Raw genomic sequence first — 18,063 nt, forward strand, 5'->3', positions numbered from 1 at the left:
CGATTTAATCAAAATATTAAATCCGAAACTGAGAGGATGGGCGAACTATTATCGCCACAGTGTTGCAAAACAAGTTTTCGGTTATGTAGGGTATCAACTTTTCTGGTTGTTATGGCGTTGGGCCGTTAGGCGTCATCCAACGAAAAGTAAAGACTGGGTGAGGCGTAAATATTATTTGGATGGTAAGGGGCAATGGCAATTTCATGGTTGGCAGAAAATAGCGAACATGGATTGTCGATTTAACCTTGTCCAAATAGCTCAAACGCTCATAAAAAGACATGTAAAAATCAGGAGTGCAGCGACACCTTACGACCCCGAACATGAAGCTTACTTAGGTAAGCGAAAACGGGCAAAGGAAGGTAGAAACTCATGGTTTGAGCCTGTCTTGGCTGCGATGTAGGGTGCTGGGTAACAGAACACGCCTTAGTGGAGGCTTGAGCCGTATGCAGTGAAAGTTGCACGTACGGTTCTTAGGAGGGCGGCACTTGGTAACAGGTGTCGCCTATCCGACAAAAGTGATTTAGGTGCTTAAATAATACTTGCCTACAAACTTCTCTAATACAAAAAAAAGCAGCTAACCCAGGTTAGCTGCTTTTTATATTCTTTAATTCTTATGTGTATTCAGAAGAGTAAGTTTCTGAATAAGTATGAGAATAAAGTTCAAATAAGTTTCCAAATGGGTCTTCTAAATACACCATTTTGTAAGGCTTATTATCATCTTCTGGATGATAGCGCATGATGTCCATTCTGACTTTACCGCCGAACTTTTCAACTCGCTCGATAACGCCTTCAAAATCATCTGTTTCTAACGAGTAATGGAAGATACCGATTTTAGTGAAGTCGACATGATGTCTTTGTTCGCGGTCTTTCATTTCAAACAACTCAAAGCCGATGCCATCAGACGTGACGAGGTGAGCAATGTTAAAACCTTTGAAACCTTCACCAAACACCGCAATACACATTCTACCAATGGCAGTTTGTTTTTCTTCAATGACTGCTGATTTGCCCATGACAATTTCAAGACCTAATGCTTGGGTATAAAACTCGACGGCTTTATCCATGTCACCAACCATAATACCTACATGACTCATTTTCATAATAATCTCGCCTTATACGTTAATTGCTAAGCTGTTGCTTGTTCGTTTTGATGGCAGAAGTATAGGATGAGGTGTTGATTTAATAAAATTATCAAATTTTATAAAAACAATAAAATTTTGTTATCTGCTGTGTAGGTCAATTGTATGGACCAATCGCATGGTTGGTCAATTGTATGCTTGGAGCTGGGGAGGAGATTTGCTGAAGTGGTTAGCGGCTAGGGGTAGCGGTTAAGCTTTAGCAGCTTTCGCCAGTCATCAGCTAACTGGCTTTAAGGAGGTTTTGACGATAAAAGAAGATCACTGGGCTTTCATTGCGCGCCAAAATAATTCAAAGCTTGCTTGGCGCTGACTTGGGTCGTTGCCCCATTGCGGGTTATCAGTAAAGTAGCGTATAGCGGCAAGGTATTGGCCGTGACAGTTTTCAAGCATTAATGGGATAGGAAAATCAGCAATAATCTTTTGTTGCTGGCCTTTAGTAATAAGCTGCACTACAAAATGCAAAATACCGTTCATGGCTTGACCACGGATTGCGGCATCAATGTCGTTGGACATCGAAAATTGCAAAAAGAAGCGCTGCTTAATCGGGTGTTTTAAGGCCCAATCAATGGCTTGTTGCCAAAGGTATTCGGCATCGGTTTTTAAATCTTTGCCTGCATTGTCGAAATTGGCTAAAGCTTGAGTAATATCGTCAGCAAGTTCTTGTTTAATAGAAACAAATAAGTGATTGAGCAAGTCATCTTTACTGGGAAAGTGATGAAATAATGTCCCAGTGGCGACAGCGGCCTTTTTAGCGATGGATGCGGTGGATGTGCCATGAAACCCTTGCTCAACAAATAGCTGTAAAGCGCTATCGAGTATCGCTTGTTTCTTATCTAGTTTAGGTTTTTTGTTGGCTACAGTTTGGGTCATATGCTGTTCGTATTTCAATGAGCTATTTATTACTGAGCTCTCTATTAAGGGACGGTTTATGAATGAGCTATCTATCAATAAGCTGTCTATTAATGAGCTATTAATTACAAAGCGGTTAATAAAAAGGCCGATTATCAATCAGGATTTTGAGCGTGCGAGTTTAGCACCAAGGCGATAATCGCACACTCAAATATTGGCACTTATCTAGCGCGTTAGCGCAGGAAAAACTTCATCAACAAGGCTTGGATTTTAGTGCCGTAAGGCGGGTGCACCAGTAAACCTGAATTGAACTTGCCGCTTTTTAAGACCGTTTTCCCATGGCTGAAAGTCAAAAAGCCTTCCTTACCATGATAATGGCCCATACCTGATGGGCCAATGCCGCCAAAGGGCGCGTCATCGGCTGCCACATGGAAGATAGTCTCATTAATACATACGCCGCCAGAGTGGGTTTGTTGGATAATATGTTGCTGGGTTTGACTGTCAAAACTCATGATATAAAGCGCTAATGGACGCTCATTGTTATTAATATATTCAATGGCTTCATCAAGATCTTTATAACCGATTATCGGCAGTAATGGCCCGAAGATTTCTTGTTGCATAATGGCCATATCAGCACTGACATTGGTCACTAGCTGTGTTGGTAGTTTACGTATTTCGCTATCAATGCTGAACTCAGTGGCGGGGTGAATGGTCGCGCCTTTTTGTTTAGCGTCATCAAGTACAGCGAGTAAGCGACTGTATTGGCGCTGATTAATCACATTGCCATAGTCTTCATTGCTGGCAAAGTCTGGGTACATGTTATTAAAACGAGTTTTGTAGGCACTGATTAGCGCATCGATTTTGTCTTCTGGACACAAAATATAATCGGGCGCGACGCAGATTTGGCCTGCATTTAAACATTTACCGTAAATCAGGCGCTCAACAGCAGTATCGATATCAATATCAGGGGCCACAATGACCGGTGACTTGCCGCCTAGCTCAAGGGTGACCGGAGTGAGGTTATCGGCGGCTGAGCGCATGACGTGACGACCTACGGTGGTGGAGCCGGTAAACAATAAGTGATCAAAAGGCAGGGCTGAAAATTGCGCGGCAACATCGGCTTCTCCTTCCACCACGGCTACTTCATCTTGGCTAAATATCTCTGCTAATAAGCGAATCAATACTTGGTTGGTGGCTGGGGTAAATTCTGACATTTTAAGCATGGCGCGATTACCTGCCGCAATGGCGGTAATTAACGGGCCAACAGCCAGCATGACAGGGAAATTCCACGGCACGATTATGCCAACAACCCCAAGGGGTTGGTAATGCACTGTGACCGAAGAAGGGGACAGCAATAACCCTGCATGGCGTTTATTGGGTTTCATCCACGATTTTAGGTGTTTCAGGCTGTAGTTGATGTTATTCACGCAAGGCATGATGTCTGAGATCATGGTGTCATTGGCTGAGCGATGGCCATAATCTGTGGCTAATGCGCTAACAAATTGCTCACTATAACTGAGCAAGCCGGCTTTGAGTTTATTGAGTTTATCGACTCTGGATTGATAACTAGGCGCAGGCATTGACTGATAGGCTTGGCGTTGCTGCTGAAGTAATTGTTGTAATGGACTTTGCTGAGCATTGTTAGCGGCCATATTCATAAAGCGCTCCTAGAGTGATATTGATACTGACATCATTTCAATAAATTAAAACCGACTGATTAGTCGGTTTAGTATGTGCTGGGTTAGGTCTAATTGCAAGCCTTTGGATTCTTGAGCTGGGTCAAGGTGGTTTTTTACTATTTGCACTACACTTTAAATAGAGGGATATTTAAGCAGTTTGTATCTAAAACTATCATGCTATCTTTGATGCTAACTATGATTGTTATTTATCACTATAGCCATGATTGCATTGATGATGCTTACTTTATAGCGTGAGCTATATTTCGCTAACGACATTCACATCGTTAAGTTGGATAAGTTAGTTTAATGCTCAAGCTTAGTTATTTTATCTACAGGAGGAACTCACATGCGTTCACGTACAATATTATGGCCAACAGACTTTTCTGAAACAGCGTCCCATGCGCTGCGATATGCCATTGAAATGGCCAATTTATATGAAGTGGGTATTCGTATTTTACATGTGGTTGCTCAGCCCCTTGGTGATGAAAACTACATGATTTTGGCTATTACTCCTGAGGAACTCGCTAAAAGCATGGAAGAGGCCGCGGCCAGTAAAATGCAGAGTTTACTTGCTGATTTAAATACCGACTTGAAGGTCGAAACAGTCATTAGGCGTGGTGATGCCATAGAGGAAATTGTCGATGAGGCCAACAAAGGCGACATTGGTATGGTGGTGATTGCCAGCCATGGACGCAGTGGTTTAGCCCATTTTCTGCATAGCAATGTTGCCGAAGAGGTGGCTAATCAGGCTAGCTGTCCTGTGCTAGTGGTTAAGTAGCGCGAGTCAGCAAGTACTACTGAACAAGTGCTAACTAGTGCTAACTCACATTGGCTGAATGTTTAGTGCTAATGTCAGTGCCAGTGATTCGCCATAAGCCAATATGCCATTAAGATAAGCGTTTATATCCAATTACGGTAATCTTGCTTAATGGTTTGCATGGCTTTTTCGGCAATGAATAAGGCATCTTTTTCAGCGATGTAGGGCAGAGTTAAGCTGCCGCTAGCTAGGCCAATTTCGATATAGGCATAACCGCTGCGTTGCTGCCCTTTGGTTTGGGTGATAGATACATGCTGTATTTTCTCGTAGTGGATCCGTTTCCAATGGTGGCCGAATAAGCCGCTATGTTGCCATAACACCTCATCTTCAATTACATAGCCCCACTGCTTGTAGCGCAAAAAGGTTAGTGCCATAACCGCAGTAGCAATCAATAAAGCCACTTCAGAGATCGGATTTAAGCCGGTATAGATTAAAATTAATAGCGCAGGAATGTACATTAACAAGCCGCGCCTTAAAAACCATGCCAAAGCAATAGCTTGGTATCTCGCTGGGATATTTGTTGCCCCGCCTGCTAATTGCGGTATTTGCGCCAATATTGTGGCAATCTCTGCAGTTTTAACGCTGGGTAGTAACATGTGTTCAGTGGTTTTTTGCTCAACCTCTTGGCCTTTCACCTGCTTAAAATACAGTGTCCATAAGCCCAATAATTTCGCTAAAAATGGCTGGCTAAAGTGCACTAATTGCACGCGTCGAATAGCTAATGCATCTTGCTGATGGGAGATTATCCCGCCACTGCGCTGCAGGGTTTGTTGCTGTTTGTCTAATGTATAAGGATGATATTTAAGTACTGCCGCCACAATAGAAATTATCGAAAACAGGCAATATATCAACAACAATGTCAGCATAATGGCCATGGCTTGTAGAGCAATACTTGGGCCGCTATAGCTGACAATAACGCTCCAAAATTGTTGAATAATAGGAAGCTCCACGATCTGCTCCCATTGAACTTGTCCCATGATGGGGCCTGCGATAACCGCAAACCAAATCAAATTATTCTGATAAAAACCAAATTGGATTAGCTGCTTTAAATTACGCACCACAATCGTTTTGTGGGTTTTATTGCTAGGTGTGTTAACACTATCGGCAGTGTTTTCAGTGCTGATTTCATCGACAGCGTCATAAGTTGCAAGCTGCTGGGGAGCGAGCTGCAGTAATTGCTGTTTAAGCTTGCTGGCTTGGGTAGCGTCTAGCGCCGATAAATGCGCTTCGTCATCTTTTGAGCCTGCAGTTTCAACGATTAAGGTACCGAGCTTAAATGGTTTGAAATAAAACGGCTGGCTGTAACGGATATTTTGAATTTTGTTGAGTGGGATTTCATCTTTACGGGTAAAAAACAGCCCACGTTTTATATTGAGTTGTTGCCCTGAAAGCTTAAAGCGGTATGTTTGCCATTGAATAAAAGAAAATATAGTCAGTAAAACTATTGCCGCAATAAAGCCCAGCAGACCCATTTTTAAATCAAAACCACTGTGCCAACCGGCATACACAACTGGAATGATGGCGTAACCATTAGATAAAATGGCCTTTGCACTGCCAAAAATAAAGCTTAGCATTGACCAAGGAGACAGCGATTGCCATTGGGTTAATGGATTGACATTATCGTCAGCTGCAGTGGATTTTGAGGCTGATTCTAAAGCCGCGTGTGTTGCTTGTGTCGCTTGAGTTACTTGTGATGAGTCACTCTCAGAGGCCTGCAGTGAAGAGTGGGCTACTGAAGTCTTGTTATCTTCTTGAGGCTCATTGGGCTGGTTACTCATCAGCGGCCTCTTTTGTTCGCGGCTTTTCAGTGCTTATTACAGGGCTTATATTTGAGCTTGTATCTGAGCTTGTATCTGAGCTTGTATCTGAGCCTAAATTAGAGCTTATATTTGAGCTTGTATCTGAGTTTATGTCAGAGCCTATATTAGAGCCTATATTAGAGCTTATGTTAGAGCTTATATCTGAGGAGTGCGGCTGTTGATGAGAAGAGGCTTTATTCAGTAAGTGCTGCCTTAACTTTTCAGCGAGGGGAAAGCTCAGTCCCGGGAGGAAAATCTCTGCTGCGCCGCTGCCTGCACTAAAGCATTTTATACTGGCTAAATTAAAGCGTCGTTGTAATGGGTTTTGCGACAAACTCACATGCTGTAAGCGGCTATAAGGCAGCGCGGTGGTTTTTATCCACCATAAGCCTTGGCGTATTAATATTTCATGTTCAAGCACGCCGTAGCGCAATTTTTTTGCCGCCAAAAAACGCATTAAAGTTAGCACTGAACCGACAATCAATATTGCGCTAATGATAAGGTATTCATCAGCTCCTAAGGCTTGGTTTAATGTCATGACGATCACTAACGCGGCTATTATTAACAATAGCAGTCCAATGCTTTGGGTAAGGATTTGCTTGGGGTAGTTTTTATCTACCTTGGTTAATGTCACTTTTGTGTAGCTCTGCCACTGGGCCTCAGCTATGAGCAGTTTTTCTGAGGTGTTAGCTGCTGTCACATCTGATTCTGGTGTGGCCGACATAGATAAATCCTTTTGCTAAGTTAGTCGTAAAATTGTTGCTAAAGATTGTTTACTACAAGCTTGACGGGTAAAAGGTTGATGAATAAAAAGTGTCGATTAGGCTTTCTTAACTACTGATTATCCATTACTTTAGCCTTATATAGTATATGGGATTGAGTAATATGGAAAAAGTAACTGGTTTGGCGACTAATAATGGATTTTTAGCGCGACCTGTCTCTAAGGCGCAAAAAGCATTTTTACGTAAAATTTATCTGGCGGGACTCATTGAGCAGCAACAGCATAATTTGTTGTCATTACAAAAGCAGACCCAAATGCCAAGACGCACCTTGCAAGACACCATTGCCGCTCTCACTGACATTGGCATTGATGTGCAATTTGTACAGCAGGGGCAAAGACACAATGCTGGTTTTTATCAGCTGTTAGCTTGGGGGCCGATTGATGCTGCTTGGGTAAACAGTCATTTTGATAAAATTACATTAGCACTTGAGCCATCATTAACTGGCGACGCTATGGGTTAATGCCTGCTCACTATTACATATTCTGTTTCTGCCGGCTCGTTTAGCTTGATATAGGTGTTTATCGGCTTGTTCAATTAAGGCTGGTAATTGATAGATTTCAGCATTACTGGTCACTATGCCAATACTGGCTGTGACCTGTACTTTAGTGTGTTGATACTGCAAATTCAGTTTGGCAATATTTTCACAAATGCGCATCGCTAAGCTATCGGCTTCTTGTGCATGAGTTTGCGGTAAAAAAACAATAAACTCTTCACCACCCCAGCGCGCAACAATGTCATGCTTGCGTAAAGTGTCTCTGATGACTGACGCGACTTTGACCAGTACCAAGTCACCAAAAATATGGCCGTAGTTATCATTAATATCTTTAAATTTATCAATATCAATCATTACGATAGAAGAGCAATCACTAGCTTGCTCAATAGCGTGATTGTCATCGCTAAATTGCGGCTCAACTAATTGATAAAAAGCGCGGCGGTTATTAAGCCGGGTTAACGGATCCATTCGGGCCATTTTTTCTGCGATCAGTTTTTCATTTTCAACTCGTCTAAATCGCTCGGTTAATGCTAATGCGAGTAATAGCACATCAATAAACATACCGACTTCAGCGGCGCGATAGGTAAAATTATTAAAGGGAATATAGGACCAAACGGCAAGGGCGGTGATGGCAACCCCAATCATTGATGATATGGAGGCCAGTAAAAATAGCCGCGCTGAAATATTGCCAAAGTTAAGCGACAGCACCCCTAGCACAATCATTAAACCACTGAATAACAGCATAAGATCAAAGGCAAAAATCAATCCTAGTACTCTATCTTGCAGTATTACGGCCAATAACATTAACAGCGGAAACAGCACACATAAGCTCTTTAAAATTTTATGTAATAACGGCAGTTGGTATCGCAGACGTAAAAAGTGGCACGCGAATACAATACCACTGGAGCAGAACGTAACCATGAGGATTGGCACAGCCCATTGTTGCCAAAAAGGTGAGTTAGGCCATAGCCATAATGAACCATGTCCACTATATGCCATGTTTAATACCAAAAAGTTAAGTAAGTAGAGGCAGTAGTAAAAGTAGCTTCTTAGGCGTAAACCTAAAAATAAAATAAAGTTATAAATCAGCAACGCAATAATCGCGCCGTATAAAAAACCATAGCTATAGGAATTAAAAATACTGTTTTGAGCGCTTTGGTTTTGATCAAATAGATATACCGGAATGACCATGGCATCTAGGGTTTGAAGCCTGATTAATACTGTGGTTATGCCTGGCGGATAGCTATATTGAAAATTATAGCTGGGTTGAAAAGTCGGTTGTTTATAAAATAGCGATAGATCGCCTTGGTGCTCAAAATGATCAATTCTATCTGAGCTTAGCCAATAAGCACTGACTTCATCGAGCCAGTAATTATCAAGGTGGATGATGCGGTTTATCTGAGTTTGCGTTGGATTATTAATGGATAAACTAATCCATACTGGATTAGAGCCGATGCCATGGTTGCTAATTTCCTCGCTGCCAGATCGGAAGTGGCCATTACGGAATAATTGATAAGCTTGCGATGCGTTAATACGATCTGTTTCGGTGTAATACCCTATAGATTGGCCTATTGGCGCTGTGTAACGTTCAGTTAAGTTGAGCTTTTCAGCATGGGCATTGCTGATGTTGAAAACGGCAATGCTTAAGCTGAACATAATGCTTAGATTGACAAGCAGATCCAATATCCATTTCATAAGTGCAATAAACTACCTTTATCTTTTATAGACTAACAGTGCTACAAGCGCCGATAAGATAGTGGCGGCGCTGGTGCAATGAACGTGTTGGGATAAACATTAAGGCGGTTCGCCTAGCTCAATAAAACAGCTTACGTTGCAATTTTAGGCTCTCATAAAGCTTAGTGAGTTAATATTAAAAAGATGTAAATGAATTTGTTGATATACTAAAGGATTAGTCACAAAGTATCGGTTGTCAACGTTAGCGGCTTTAAGAGGCAAAGGAGGGAGGGGGTGAAACAAATCGAATTTAAATTATCTGATGAGCACAGCAGTGATAATCAGAACAGCCCCAGCGCTAAATCCAAGCTCCATGGCGCGTCAATAGCTGCACCAATAACGTATATAAAGGGCTTTTTATCAGGAGCACAGCAGCAACAGCTGCTAGCCGATGCCGATAGCTACCCCTTTGAAAAACCGATTATTACTCTTTTTGGTAAACAGCACCCTATTCCTCGGGCTCAAGTATGGTTTGCTGATCCTGGTTGTGAATATCAATATTCTTCTTTATTAATTTCACCGCAACCTTGGCCACACTTATTAGCAGATTTAAGGCAGCGGCTGCTGGATGAGCTGCAGTTTAATTGCAACGGGGTACTGGTTAATCGTTATCAAAACGGCTTAGATTCTATGGGCTGGCATAGTGATGATGAGCCTGAAATCGTGGCTAATAGCGCAATTGTGTCAATCAGTATTGGCGCTAGCCGAACCTTTGCATTACGGCATAAAAGCCTCAATATCAAACAAAACATTGAGCTTGAAAGCGGCGATTTAGTCATTATGCATCAAGGGATGCAATCACAGTGGCAACATGCAATACCAAAGCGTTTAAAGGTTAAGAGCTGTCGGTTAAATCTAACCTTTAGACAGTTAATTGTTGGTTATCATCAATTGTAGGGCTAATTCGTCAGCTTAATCTTTAACTTACTGGGTGAGCTTGCATTGTTAACTAAAATTGCCACTTAAATCAGATTGCCGACTGGCTAGTTTGATTTATGGAGAGTTAAGCAGTAGTCTTCAAACTTTAAAATGTAGTTATAAAGAGTTTGTTATGTCAGTTGAACAAATCATTAGCGATAAACTGAACCAGTCTTTTAGTCCGATACATTTAGATGTGCTTAATGAAAGCAATCGCCACCATGTGCCGCCTAACTCAGAAACACACTTTAAAGTTGTGGTTGTTAGCGAGCAGTTTGAAGCGCAGCGATTAATTGCCCGCCACCGAGCAGTAAATGCTGTGTTAGCAGAAGAGTTAGCCAATGGTGTGCATGCACTTTCCATTAATGCTTATACTCAGGCCGAGTGGCAAGCATTAGATGCAGTGCCTAAAACGCCAAACTGTAAAGGTTGATCCATAAGGCCATTTATGGTCATTGCAGATTAAGGCAATTTAGCCAAATAAGCTTAAAAATCAAAACCTCGTCTTTAGATGAGGTTTTTTGCTTTTCAGGCTTTCGTGTTTTAATAAAAGTAATGAGTATCGGTCATCAGTTTTTAATATAGACAATTTATTACATGAAGATAACTCCGGTTTATCTCATATTTACAAAGCTGTCTGCTTTCAAATTTGATGCTATGATGCCAAACATCTTTTACTTAGCCTTAAGGAATGAGTCATGCCTTTACTTGATAGTTTCACTGTTGATCATACACGAATGGAAGCTCCAGCTGTGCGTGTCGCAAAGCATATGAGTACACCTAAAGGTGACACCATTACGGTATTTGACTTGCGTTTTTGTACGCCAAATAAAGATATTTTAAGTGAACGTGGTATTCATACCCTTGAGCACTTATTTGCCGGCTTTATGCGTGATCATTTAAATGGTGACACGGTAGAAATTATTGATATATCGCCAATGGGTTGTCGCACCGGTTTTTACATGAGCCTGATTGGTCAGCCGACAGAGCGGGTTGTTGCTGATGCGTGGCTCGCAGCAATGGGTGATGTACTTAAAGTGGTCAAACAAAGTGAGATCCCAGAATTGAATGAGTATCAGTGTGGCACTTATGACATGCACTCACTTGAACAAGCCCAAGATATTGCGCGTGCCATTATTGCTGCTGGCGTGACTGTCAATCGTAATGATGACCTTAAATTGAGTGACGATATTTTAGGTACGCTATAGGCTAGCAGTTAATCTTAGGTTTTAGTTTGACACCAAAGCGGCTTCGGCCGCTTTGTTTTTTTGTGGTTAATTTTATTAAAATACTGTTTTTATTTTCATGAAAACGTTATTGTTAAAAGTTAGTAATAGGATGTTATTTATAATAATAAAGGCGTAGCGGATTGCGATGCCGATGATGTATTTTGGGAGTTAACCATGTCTAAAGGCCAATTCAGCTTGTCTGTAATTGCTTCTGCTGTGCTGTTTGTGTGTCATTCTTCAAGTTTTGCTGCAACCTCTGGCACGGCATCCTTGGATGAATCAAATAATACTGTTGTACTCGACCAGCCTCAGACTGCTCCATTTCATTATCGCAGCAGTACAATGCCCCTAGCATTATCAGGAATGACAATCATGCCTGCTGCCATGGGACAAGCCACTCGCGTCAGTCATCGCGGCGCGGTCAATGGAATTGCGATTTCCCAAGATAGAGTGTCCTATTCACCTTCTCCTTATTCTGCTCCGCATCTGGTGTTACAACCTAATTTAGCCTTGCAAACCCAAGTGGCTACAGCCAGCATGACTGGAGTGACAAAAGGCGGCAAAGGGGCTTTTGGTAGTGTCGATTACATCACGGCGCAGATCAGCCCGACTAAATTAGATGCTCAGGCTAACATCGAAATTAATGACAATGGTGGTGGCCGAGTTGGCGCCATTGCCAGTGGCTTAAATAAAGAATACGGCATGCTGTTTGCGGTGGATTATCAAAATACCGCCGAAGAAACAGGCTTTGTGACCAATGTTGATAGCGATCACAGCCAAACCGATATCATGTTCAAAATTAATGCTGATAGTCTTGCTGGCGCCAGAAACCCACAAACGACAGAGTTTATGTATCAGTACACTAACTCAGAAAATGATCATTCCAATATCGGTTTAACCAGTCAAGATTGGCAGGCAAAACCAGGTCGCGCTTATTCAGCTACCGAAAATGATAATCGTGAAGGCCAGCGCCATAAGTATCAAGTGAGCCATATTGTTAATCTTAGTGATGGCTCGGTGGTGATGTCCGACTTTTATTATCAATCCTATGATGAGCAAATCTCGCAATTAAACTCGTTATCTGGCGTGTTTATTGGTGCGGCTGAATTATCAGCAATGTCAGCTTTTGATAAAGCCCCGACAGCAGGCGGTTTGGCTTTAGGCTCTATGCTTGAAGATAATCAATATTCAGGTTATGGCTTGCAAACAGAAGGTGTAAGTCAATACGGCGCTCATCAAGTGACCTATGGTGCGCTGTTTCATTCAGACAGTGCCAAAATGCGTTTTGGCCAGCAAGACTGGACTTGGAGCCAAGATAGAAGTTTAGCCAGCACCAATATAGATAATGCGCTGCTAGCCTATGATGACGACGTCAACGTGCTGATCACCAGCGCCGATGGCAAACTAAACTATGGCGCCTTATCGATAAATCTAGGTTTAAGCTTTGAAAGTGTCAGTACCACCCGTGAAATTGGTATTGAAGCCTATGGGATAGAGGCGGCTGACTTTTCTGATGATGGCTGGATCCCATCAGTAGAAATTGCCTATACCACAGGTGCTTGGAAAGCGGCTGTTTCAGCTAAACAAGCTTGGACTGCGGCTGGAGCGGGCAATGCATTGCAGCAAGCACAGGAATCGCTGCAGTATCAATTAGCGCTTGGTTATAGCAATGATGCACTGAATGTTGGCCTCAATGCCTATGTCCAAGACTTTGATAATCAGCATGTGAGCTGTATGTGGAGCATGGTGTGTGATTATTCGCAACGTTATGTGCAAGACAATATTAACGATACCTCCGTTAACGGTATCGACTTGTCGGTGGATTACCACATTGGCTTTGACGGTTTTTCTATCCCACTTTCTGTTCAGTACCAATATACCCAAGCAGAGTTTGGTGAAACTGGCGTGAGTGAGCTGATTGGCTTTTATGCCAAAGACGAACAACTGCCTTGGGTGCCTGAGCAACAATTAGCTTTAAATGCGGGCATGATAATGGGTCAATTTAGTGTCATCGCCCAAGCGCTATATCAATCAGAAATGGGTTATGCCACTGCCATTAATGGCGGTGAACAAATTGATACACAATGGAAGCTAGACTTGGCAGCGAACTACCATATTTCTAATGTTCACGAAGTTTATTTGCGTATAGAAAACTTACTTGATGAAGATTTAATCAGTCAGCAGTCAAATTCAGGCATTATCTCCCAAGGCGAGATGCTGAGTTACCTTGGTTATCAGGCTAAATTCTAAGTATCCCACCAGTTACCCCTCTTGTAGCTACTTGTTTTAATTATGCTTTAGTACGGGCTATTTTAGCTCGTGCTAATGCGACATTTGTTAACAAAATCGCAAATCACTTATTGTATTATTTCTTTTAAAATTAATGTTATAGTGCCTCTGTTACTGAAATATTGCATTCAATGGCGTTAAATCAGACGTTTCCACACCCTTTTTAGGTGAATTGTTTAAAAATGAACAATCTAAAAATTCAATCACCGATTTTTTTCGTGGCGATAGCGCACATTTTGGGGTAAAATGCGCGCGACCAGCGTGATTGCGATCGCATTTCCGTGATAAATCTGCGCTAGCTCAACACTGAAGTGTTTGTTAACACTTTGTTTTCTTTTGGGTAGGAACGCGGCGCATTGTCTTTCCTTCAAACGTAGTGCTTGTGGATATGATTACAATAAAGAAAGGATTGGAACTACCTCTAGCAGGTGGCCCAGAGCAAGTTATCCATAATGGCCCAGCCATTAAGAACGTAGCGACTTTGGGTGAAGAGTATATTGGCTTACGTCCAACGATGAAAATCAAGGTTGGCGAAAAAGTCTCGAAAGGTCAGGTGATTTTTGAAGATAAAAAGAACCTTGGCGTTAAATATACTGCTTTAGCTAGTGGTACTGTATTAGAAATTAACCGGGGTGCGAAACGTGTACTTCAGTCAGTGGTTATCGACGTTGAAGGTGATGATAAAGTCAGCTTTACGCAATATAGCGCTGATGAACTTAACACGTTAGATGCTAACGTTGTCAGAGAAAACTTGATTGAATCAGGTCTTTGGACAGCTTTACGAACTCGCCCTTTCAGTAAAGTACCTGCTGTTGATTCAGTCGCTGCTGGTATTTTCGTCACCGCAATTGATACTCAGCCACTTGCTGCAGATCCTGCTGTAGTGATTGCTGAGCATAAAGATGATTTTGCTAACGGCTTGACGCTACTAGCGAAATTAACAGAAGGCAAAGTTTTCCTTGCTAAAGCACCTGGTGCTGATATTCCTTCTGGCAATGCTCAAGTTGAAGAGTTTGCAGGTATACATCCTGCTGGCCTAGTGGGCACTCACATTCATCATCTTCTTCCTGCTTCTGCAACACGTACGGTTTGGCATATAGGCTACCAAGACGTGATTGCTGTTGGTCAATTATTCACCCAAGGTGAACTTAACACTCAACGTGTTATTGCGATTGCTGGCCCTGAAGCTAAAAATCCACGTTTAGTTCGTACAGTATTAGGTGCTAGCACTGTTGAATTAACTGCTGGCGAAATTGAAACTGACAATGTTCGAGTTATCTCAGGTTCAGTATTGAGCGGGCGCCAAGCGGCGGGTCCTCATGGCTATTTAGGTCGCTATCATCAACAACTTAGCTTGTTGAAAGAAGGCAATGAAAAAGAATTATTTGGTTGGGCTATGCCTGGTGCTGATAAGTTCTCTATCACTCGCGCATTCTTAGGTCACTTAAACCGTACTGGTCTGTTTAATATGACCACAACTACGGGTGGTTCAGATCGTGCCATGGTGCCAATTGGTAACTATGAACGTGTTGTACCATTAGATATCTTACCGACAATGTTACTTCGCGACCTTGTTTCTGGTGATTATGACGGTGCCGTTGCACTGGGCGCACTAGAGCTAGATGAAGAAGATTTGGCATTGTGTACCTTCGTATGTCCAGGCAAGTATGACTATGCATCATATCTGCGTGATTGTTTAGATACGATCGAGAGGGAAGGCTAATGAGCTTGAAAGATTTTATCGAGCGTATTGAACCGCAATTTGAAAAAGGCGGCAAGTACGAGAAGTGGTACGCCCTTTATGAAGCGGCTGCGACAGTGTTTTACACTCCAGGAAAAGTAAACAAAGGCACCACGCACGTGCGTGACAGCCTTGATCTAAAACGTATGATGATTACGGTTTGGGCCTGTACTTTCCCGGCAATGTTTTTTGGTATGTACAACGTTGGCTTGCAAGCACAAGATGCACTGCTGGCTGGCTTTGCAACGCCTGATGTATGGCAAGTCAGCCTATTCAGCCTATTTGGTACTGAATTAACCGCAAGTTCAGGTGTGCCTGCACTGATGTGGTATGGCGCTTGTTGGTTCCTACCTATTTACGCGGTGACGTTTGCCGTGGGTGGTTTCTGGGAAGTCTTATTCGCCTCTGTACGTGGCCATGAGGTTAACGAAGGTTTCTTTGTGACTTCAATTCTATTTGCGCTGACCTTACCAGCAACAATTCCATTATGGATGGTTGCACTGGGTATTACCTTTGGTGTTGTGGTTGCAAAAGAAGTGTTTGGCGGCACAGGTCGTAACTTCTTAAACCCAGCGCTTGCCGGCCGTGCCTTCTTATTCTTTGCCTATCCGTTAAGCATGTCAGGTGATACAACATGGGTTGTGGCTGACGGTTTCTCTGGTGCTACGGCATTAAGCCAAGCGGCACAAGGCACGTTTGAATACACTAGCGCTAACTGGTGGGATGCTTTCTTAGGTTTCATTCCTGGTTCTGTGGGTGAAGTCTCTACCTTTGCTATTTTGCTAGGTGGCGCAGTTATCGTTTATACCCGTATCGCCTCATGGCGCATTATTGCTGGTGTGATGATGGGCATGATTGCAGTTTCTTACCTACTTAACTTTATCGGTAGCGACACTAACGCAATGTTTGCAACACCTTGGTATTGGCATCTTGTTTTAGGCGGATTTGCCTTCGGTATGATGTTTATGGCGACAGACCCAGTTTCTGCGTCTTTCACCAACAATGCTAAATGGGCTTACGGTATCTTAATTGGTGCAATGGCAGTGTTTATTCGCGTCATTAACCCAGCGTTCCCAGAAGGAATGATGTTAGCCATCCTGTTTGCTAACTTATTTGCACCGTTATTTGACCATTTCGTGGTTCAAGCAAATGTGAAGCGGAGGATTGCTCGTGGCCAGTAATAAAGAATCAATCGGCAAAACATTATTTGTTGTAATTGGTCTGTGTTTTATCTGCTCAATGTTGGTATCAACGGCAGCAGTATTACTTAAGCCAATTCAGCAAGAGAATAAATTGCTAGATAAGCAAAAGTACATTCTTGAAGCGGCAGGTTTAGTGGATACTAAAGCTGGCAAAGTTGAGAAAGACGTTATTATTGCAAAGTATGGTAAGTACGTTGAAGCTCGTCTTGTTGATTTAAAAACCGGTGAGTTTGTTGAAGGCGATGCTGATACTTTTGATGTTGAAAAAGCGGCACGTACCCCTGCAACGTCTTTCAAGCCTGAAAATGACATTGCCTCAGTTAAGCGCGTAGCAAACCAAGGTGTTGTTTATCTAGTTAAAGATGACAACAATGAACTACAAACCGTGATTATTCCTGTTAAAGGCTACGGTTTATGGTCAACCATGTTTGCCTTCTTAGCGGTTGAAGCGGATATGAATACCATTCGTAGCTTAGTGTATTACGACTTCACAGGTTCTGGTGAAACACCGGGCTTAGGTGGTGAAGTTCAAAATCCTCAGTGGATTGCTAAGTGGCAAGGGAAAAAACTTTATGACGACAATGGCGATTTAGCTATTCAAGTCACTAAGATCCCGACAATTGCATCTTCAGTTCACGGTGTTGATGCCTTATCGGGTGCGACCTTGACCAGTAACGGTGTTCAGTACTCACTAACGTTTTGGTTAGGTGAAGAAGGTTTTGCACGCTTTATCGAAAAAGCACGCAATGGAGGACTAGGCTAATGGCTGACGTTAAAGAACTTAAACAGGTTCTGACTGGACCTATCATTAATAACAACCCAATTGCTCTGCAAATTCTGGGTGTCTGTAGTGCACTGGCTGTTACCGCTAAAATGGAAACCGCCATTGTCATGACATTAGCATTGACTGCGGTGACCGCGTGTTCGAACTTATTTATTTCGTTACTACGTAATCATATTCCAAGCAGTGTTCGTATTATTGTGCAAATGACAATTATTGCTTCATTAGTAATTGTTGTAGACCAAGTATTGCAAGCTTACGCCTATGACGTAGCGAAGCAATTATCAGTATTTGTTGGCTTGATTATCACCAACTGTATTGTAATGGGCCGTGCAGAAGCATACGCAATGAAAACGCCGCCACTGATGAGCTTTATGGACGGTATTGGTAATGGCTTAGGCTATGGCGCCATTCTATTATCAGTTGGTTTCTTCCGTGAACTACTCGGTAATGGTTCATTGTTCGGCGTTGAAATCCTCAGCAAAATCTCTGACGGTGGTTGGTATCAGCCTAATGGCTTGTTACTTCTTCCTCCAAGTGCGTTCTTCTTGATCGGTATGCTGATCTGGATTATCCGTACTTATAAGCCAGAGCAAGTAGAAGCAAAAGGGTAG

17 protein-coding genes are annotated in these 18,063 nt (G+C 42.5%); 11 read left to right on the top strand and 6 right to left on the bottom strand.

All coding sequences use genetic code 11. The annotated features are described in order from the left end of the window. Positions 1 to 400 (top strand): group II intron maturase-specific domain-containing protein (locus BM739_RS16840; RefSeq protein WP_303046102.1); only part of this gene is annotated, 400 nt, incomplete at its 5' end. A gap of 211 nt (positions 401 to 611) precedes the next feature. On the opposite strand, the gene BM739_RS16845 is transcribed toward BM739_RS16840, so the two are convergent. From BM739_RS16845 to BM739_RS16855, 3 genes are all read right to left on the bottom strand, one after another. Continuing rightward, the gene (locus BM739_RS16845; RefSeq protein ID WP_076542747.1) at positions 612 to 1,097 is read right to left on the bottom strand and encodes a VOC family protein; all 486 of its coding nucleotides are present in this window, start codon (positions 1,095 to 1,097) and stop codon (positions 612 to 614) included. Positions 1,098 to 1,394: 297 nt separating this feature from the next. Continuing rightward, positions 1,395 to 2,006 carry a TetR/AcrR family transcriptional regulator gene (locus BM739_RS16850; protein ID WP_076542749.1) on the bottom strand — a complete coding sequence of 204 codons (612 nt, stop codon included), beginning with the start codon at positions 2,004 to 2,006 and terminating at the stop codon, positions 1,395 to 1,397. 212 nt (positions 2,007 to 2,218) lie between these two features. After that, on the bottom strand, positions 2,219 to 3,643 hold the full coding sequence (locus BM739_RS16855) for a coniferyl aldehyde dehydrogenase (protein ID WP_076542751.1): 1,425 nt from the start codon (positions 3,641 to 3,643) through the stop codon (positions 2,219 to 2,221). Between the two features lie 367 nt (positions 3,644 to 4,010). Between BM739_RS16855 and BM739_RS16860 the strand changes: the two genes are divergently transcribed. Continuing rightward, on the top strand, positions 4,011 to 4,442 hold the full coding sequence (locus tag BM739_RS16860; protein WP_076542753.1) for a universal stress protein: 432 nt from the start codon (positions 4,011 to 4,013) through the stop codon (positions 4,440 to 4,442). A 122-nt stretch (positions 4,443 to 4,564) separates the two neighbouring features. Here BM739_RS16860 and BM739_RS16865 read toward each other — a convergent pair whose 3' ends face one another. Further along, positions 4,565 to 6,259: a PH domain-containing protein gene (locus BM739_RS16865; RefSeq protein ID WP_083698205.1), complete on the bottom strand. Its 1,695-nt coding sequence runs from the start codon at positions 6,257 to 6,259 to the stop codon at positions 4,565 to 4,567. Next, positions 6,252 to 7,004 (bottom strand): PH domain-containing protein, encoded by a 753-nt coding sequence (locus BM739_RS16870; protein ID WP_076542755.1) that lies wholly within the window; start codon positions 7,002 to 7,004, stop codon positions 6,252 to 6,254. The genes BM739_RS16865 and BM739_RS16870 overlap by 8 nt, the downstream gene beginning before the upstream one ends. 161 nt (positions 7,005 to 7,165) lie before the next feature. On the opposite strand from BM739_RS16870, the gene BM739_RS16875 reads away from it, so the two are divergent. Then, entirely contained in the window at positions 7,166 to 7,522 is a 357-nt protein-coding gene (locus BM739_RS16875; protein WP_076542757.1) for a winged helix-turn-helix domain-containing protein, read from the top strand. Here the strand turns inward: BM739_RS16875 and BM739_RS16880 are convergent. Next, a complete protein-coding gene (locus BM739_RS16880; RefSeq protein WP_076542760.1) occupies positions 7,499 to 9,250 on the bottom strand; it encodes a diguanylate cyclase in 1,752 nt (583 codons plus the stop codon). The two genes, BM739_RS16875 and BM739_RS16880, sit on opposite strands and share 24 nt — an antisense overlap. A gap of 273 nt (positions 9,251 to 9,523) precedes the next feature. Between BM739_RS16880 and BM739_RS16885 the strand changes: the two genes are divergently transcribed. The 8 genes from BM739_RS16885 to BM739_RS16920 all read left to right on the top strand — a co-directional run bounded on the left by BM739_RS16885 (position 9,524) and on the right by BM739_RS16920 (position 18,063). After that, positions 9,524 to 10,186, top strand: coding sequence for an alpha-ketoglutarate-dependent dioxygenase AlkB (locus tag BM739_RS16885; protein WP_254843574.1), 663 nt, complete (start codon positions 9,524 to 9,526; stop codon positions 10,184 to 10,186). Between the two features lie 154 nt (positions 10,187 to 10,340). Continuing rightward, entirely contained in the window at positions 10,341 to 10,640 is a 300-nt protein-coding gene (locus BM739_RS16890; RefSeq protein WP_076542763.1) for a BolA family transcriptional regulator, read from the top strand. A 265-nt stretch (positions 10,641 to 10,905) separates the two neighbouring features. Then, a complete protein-coding gene (gene luxS, locus BM739_RS16895; protein ID WP_076542766.1) occupies positions 10,906 to 11,415 on the top strand; it encodes an S-ribosylhomocysteine lyase in 510 nt (169 codons plus the stop codon). Between the two features lie 195 nt (positions 11,416 to 11,610). Continuing rightward, a complete protein-coding gene (locus BM739_RS16900) occupies positions 11,611 to 13,686 on the top strand; it encodes a TonB-dependent receptor (protein WP_076542769.1) in 2,076 nt (691 codons plus the stop codon). A 427-nt stretch (positions 13,687 to 14,113) separates the two neighbouring features. Then, complete coding sequence (locus BM739_RS16905; protein ID WP_076542874.1) at positions 14,114 to 15,448, top strand: Na(+)-translocating NADH-quinone reductase subunit A; 1,335 nt, start codon at positions 14,114 to 14,116, stop codon at positions 15,446 to 15,448. After that, positions 15,448 to 16,647 carry an NADH:ubiquinone reductase (Na(+)-transporting) subunit B gene (locus tag BM739_RS16910; RefSeq protein WP_076542771.1) on the top strand — a complete coding sequence of 400 codons (1,200 nt, stop codon included), beginning with the start codon at positions 15,448 to 15,450 and terminating at the stop codon, positions 16,645 to 16,647. The genes BM739_RS16905 and BM739_RS16910 overlap by 1 nt, the downstream gene beginning before the upstream one ends. Beyond that, positions 16,637 to 17,431 carry a Na(+)-translocating NADH-quinone reductase subunit C gene (locus BM739_RS16915; protein WP_076542774.1) on the top strand — a complete coding sequence of 265 codons (795 nt, stop codon included), beginning with the start codon at positions 16,637 to 16,639 and terminating at the stop codon, positions 17,429 to 17,431. Before BM739_RS16910 ends, BM739_RS16915 begins: the two co-directional genes overlap by 11 nt. Beyond that, positions 17,431 to 18,063: an NADH:ubiquinone reductase (Na(+)-transporting) subunit D gene (locus BM739_RS16920; RefSeq protein WP_076542777.1), complete on the top strand. Its 633-nt coding sequence runs from the start codon at positions 17,431 to 17,433 to the stop codon at positions 18,061 to 18,063. Before BM739_RS16915 ends, BM739_RS16920 begins: the two co-directional genes overlap by 1 nt.

The sequence above is a fragment of the Shewanella sp. UCD-KL21 genome, from assembly GCF_001957135.1.
Classification (GTDB): domain Bacteria; phylum Pseudomonadota; class Gammaproteobacteria; order Enterobacterales; family Shewanellaceae; genus Shewanella.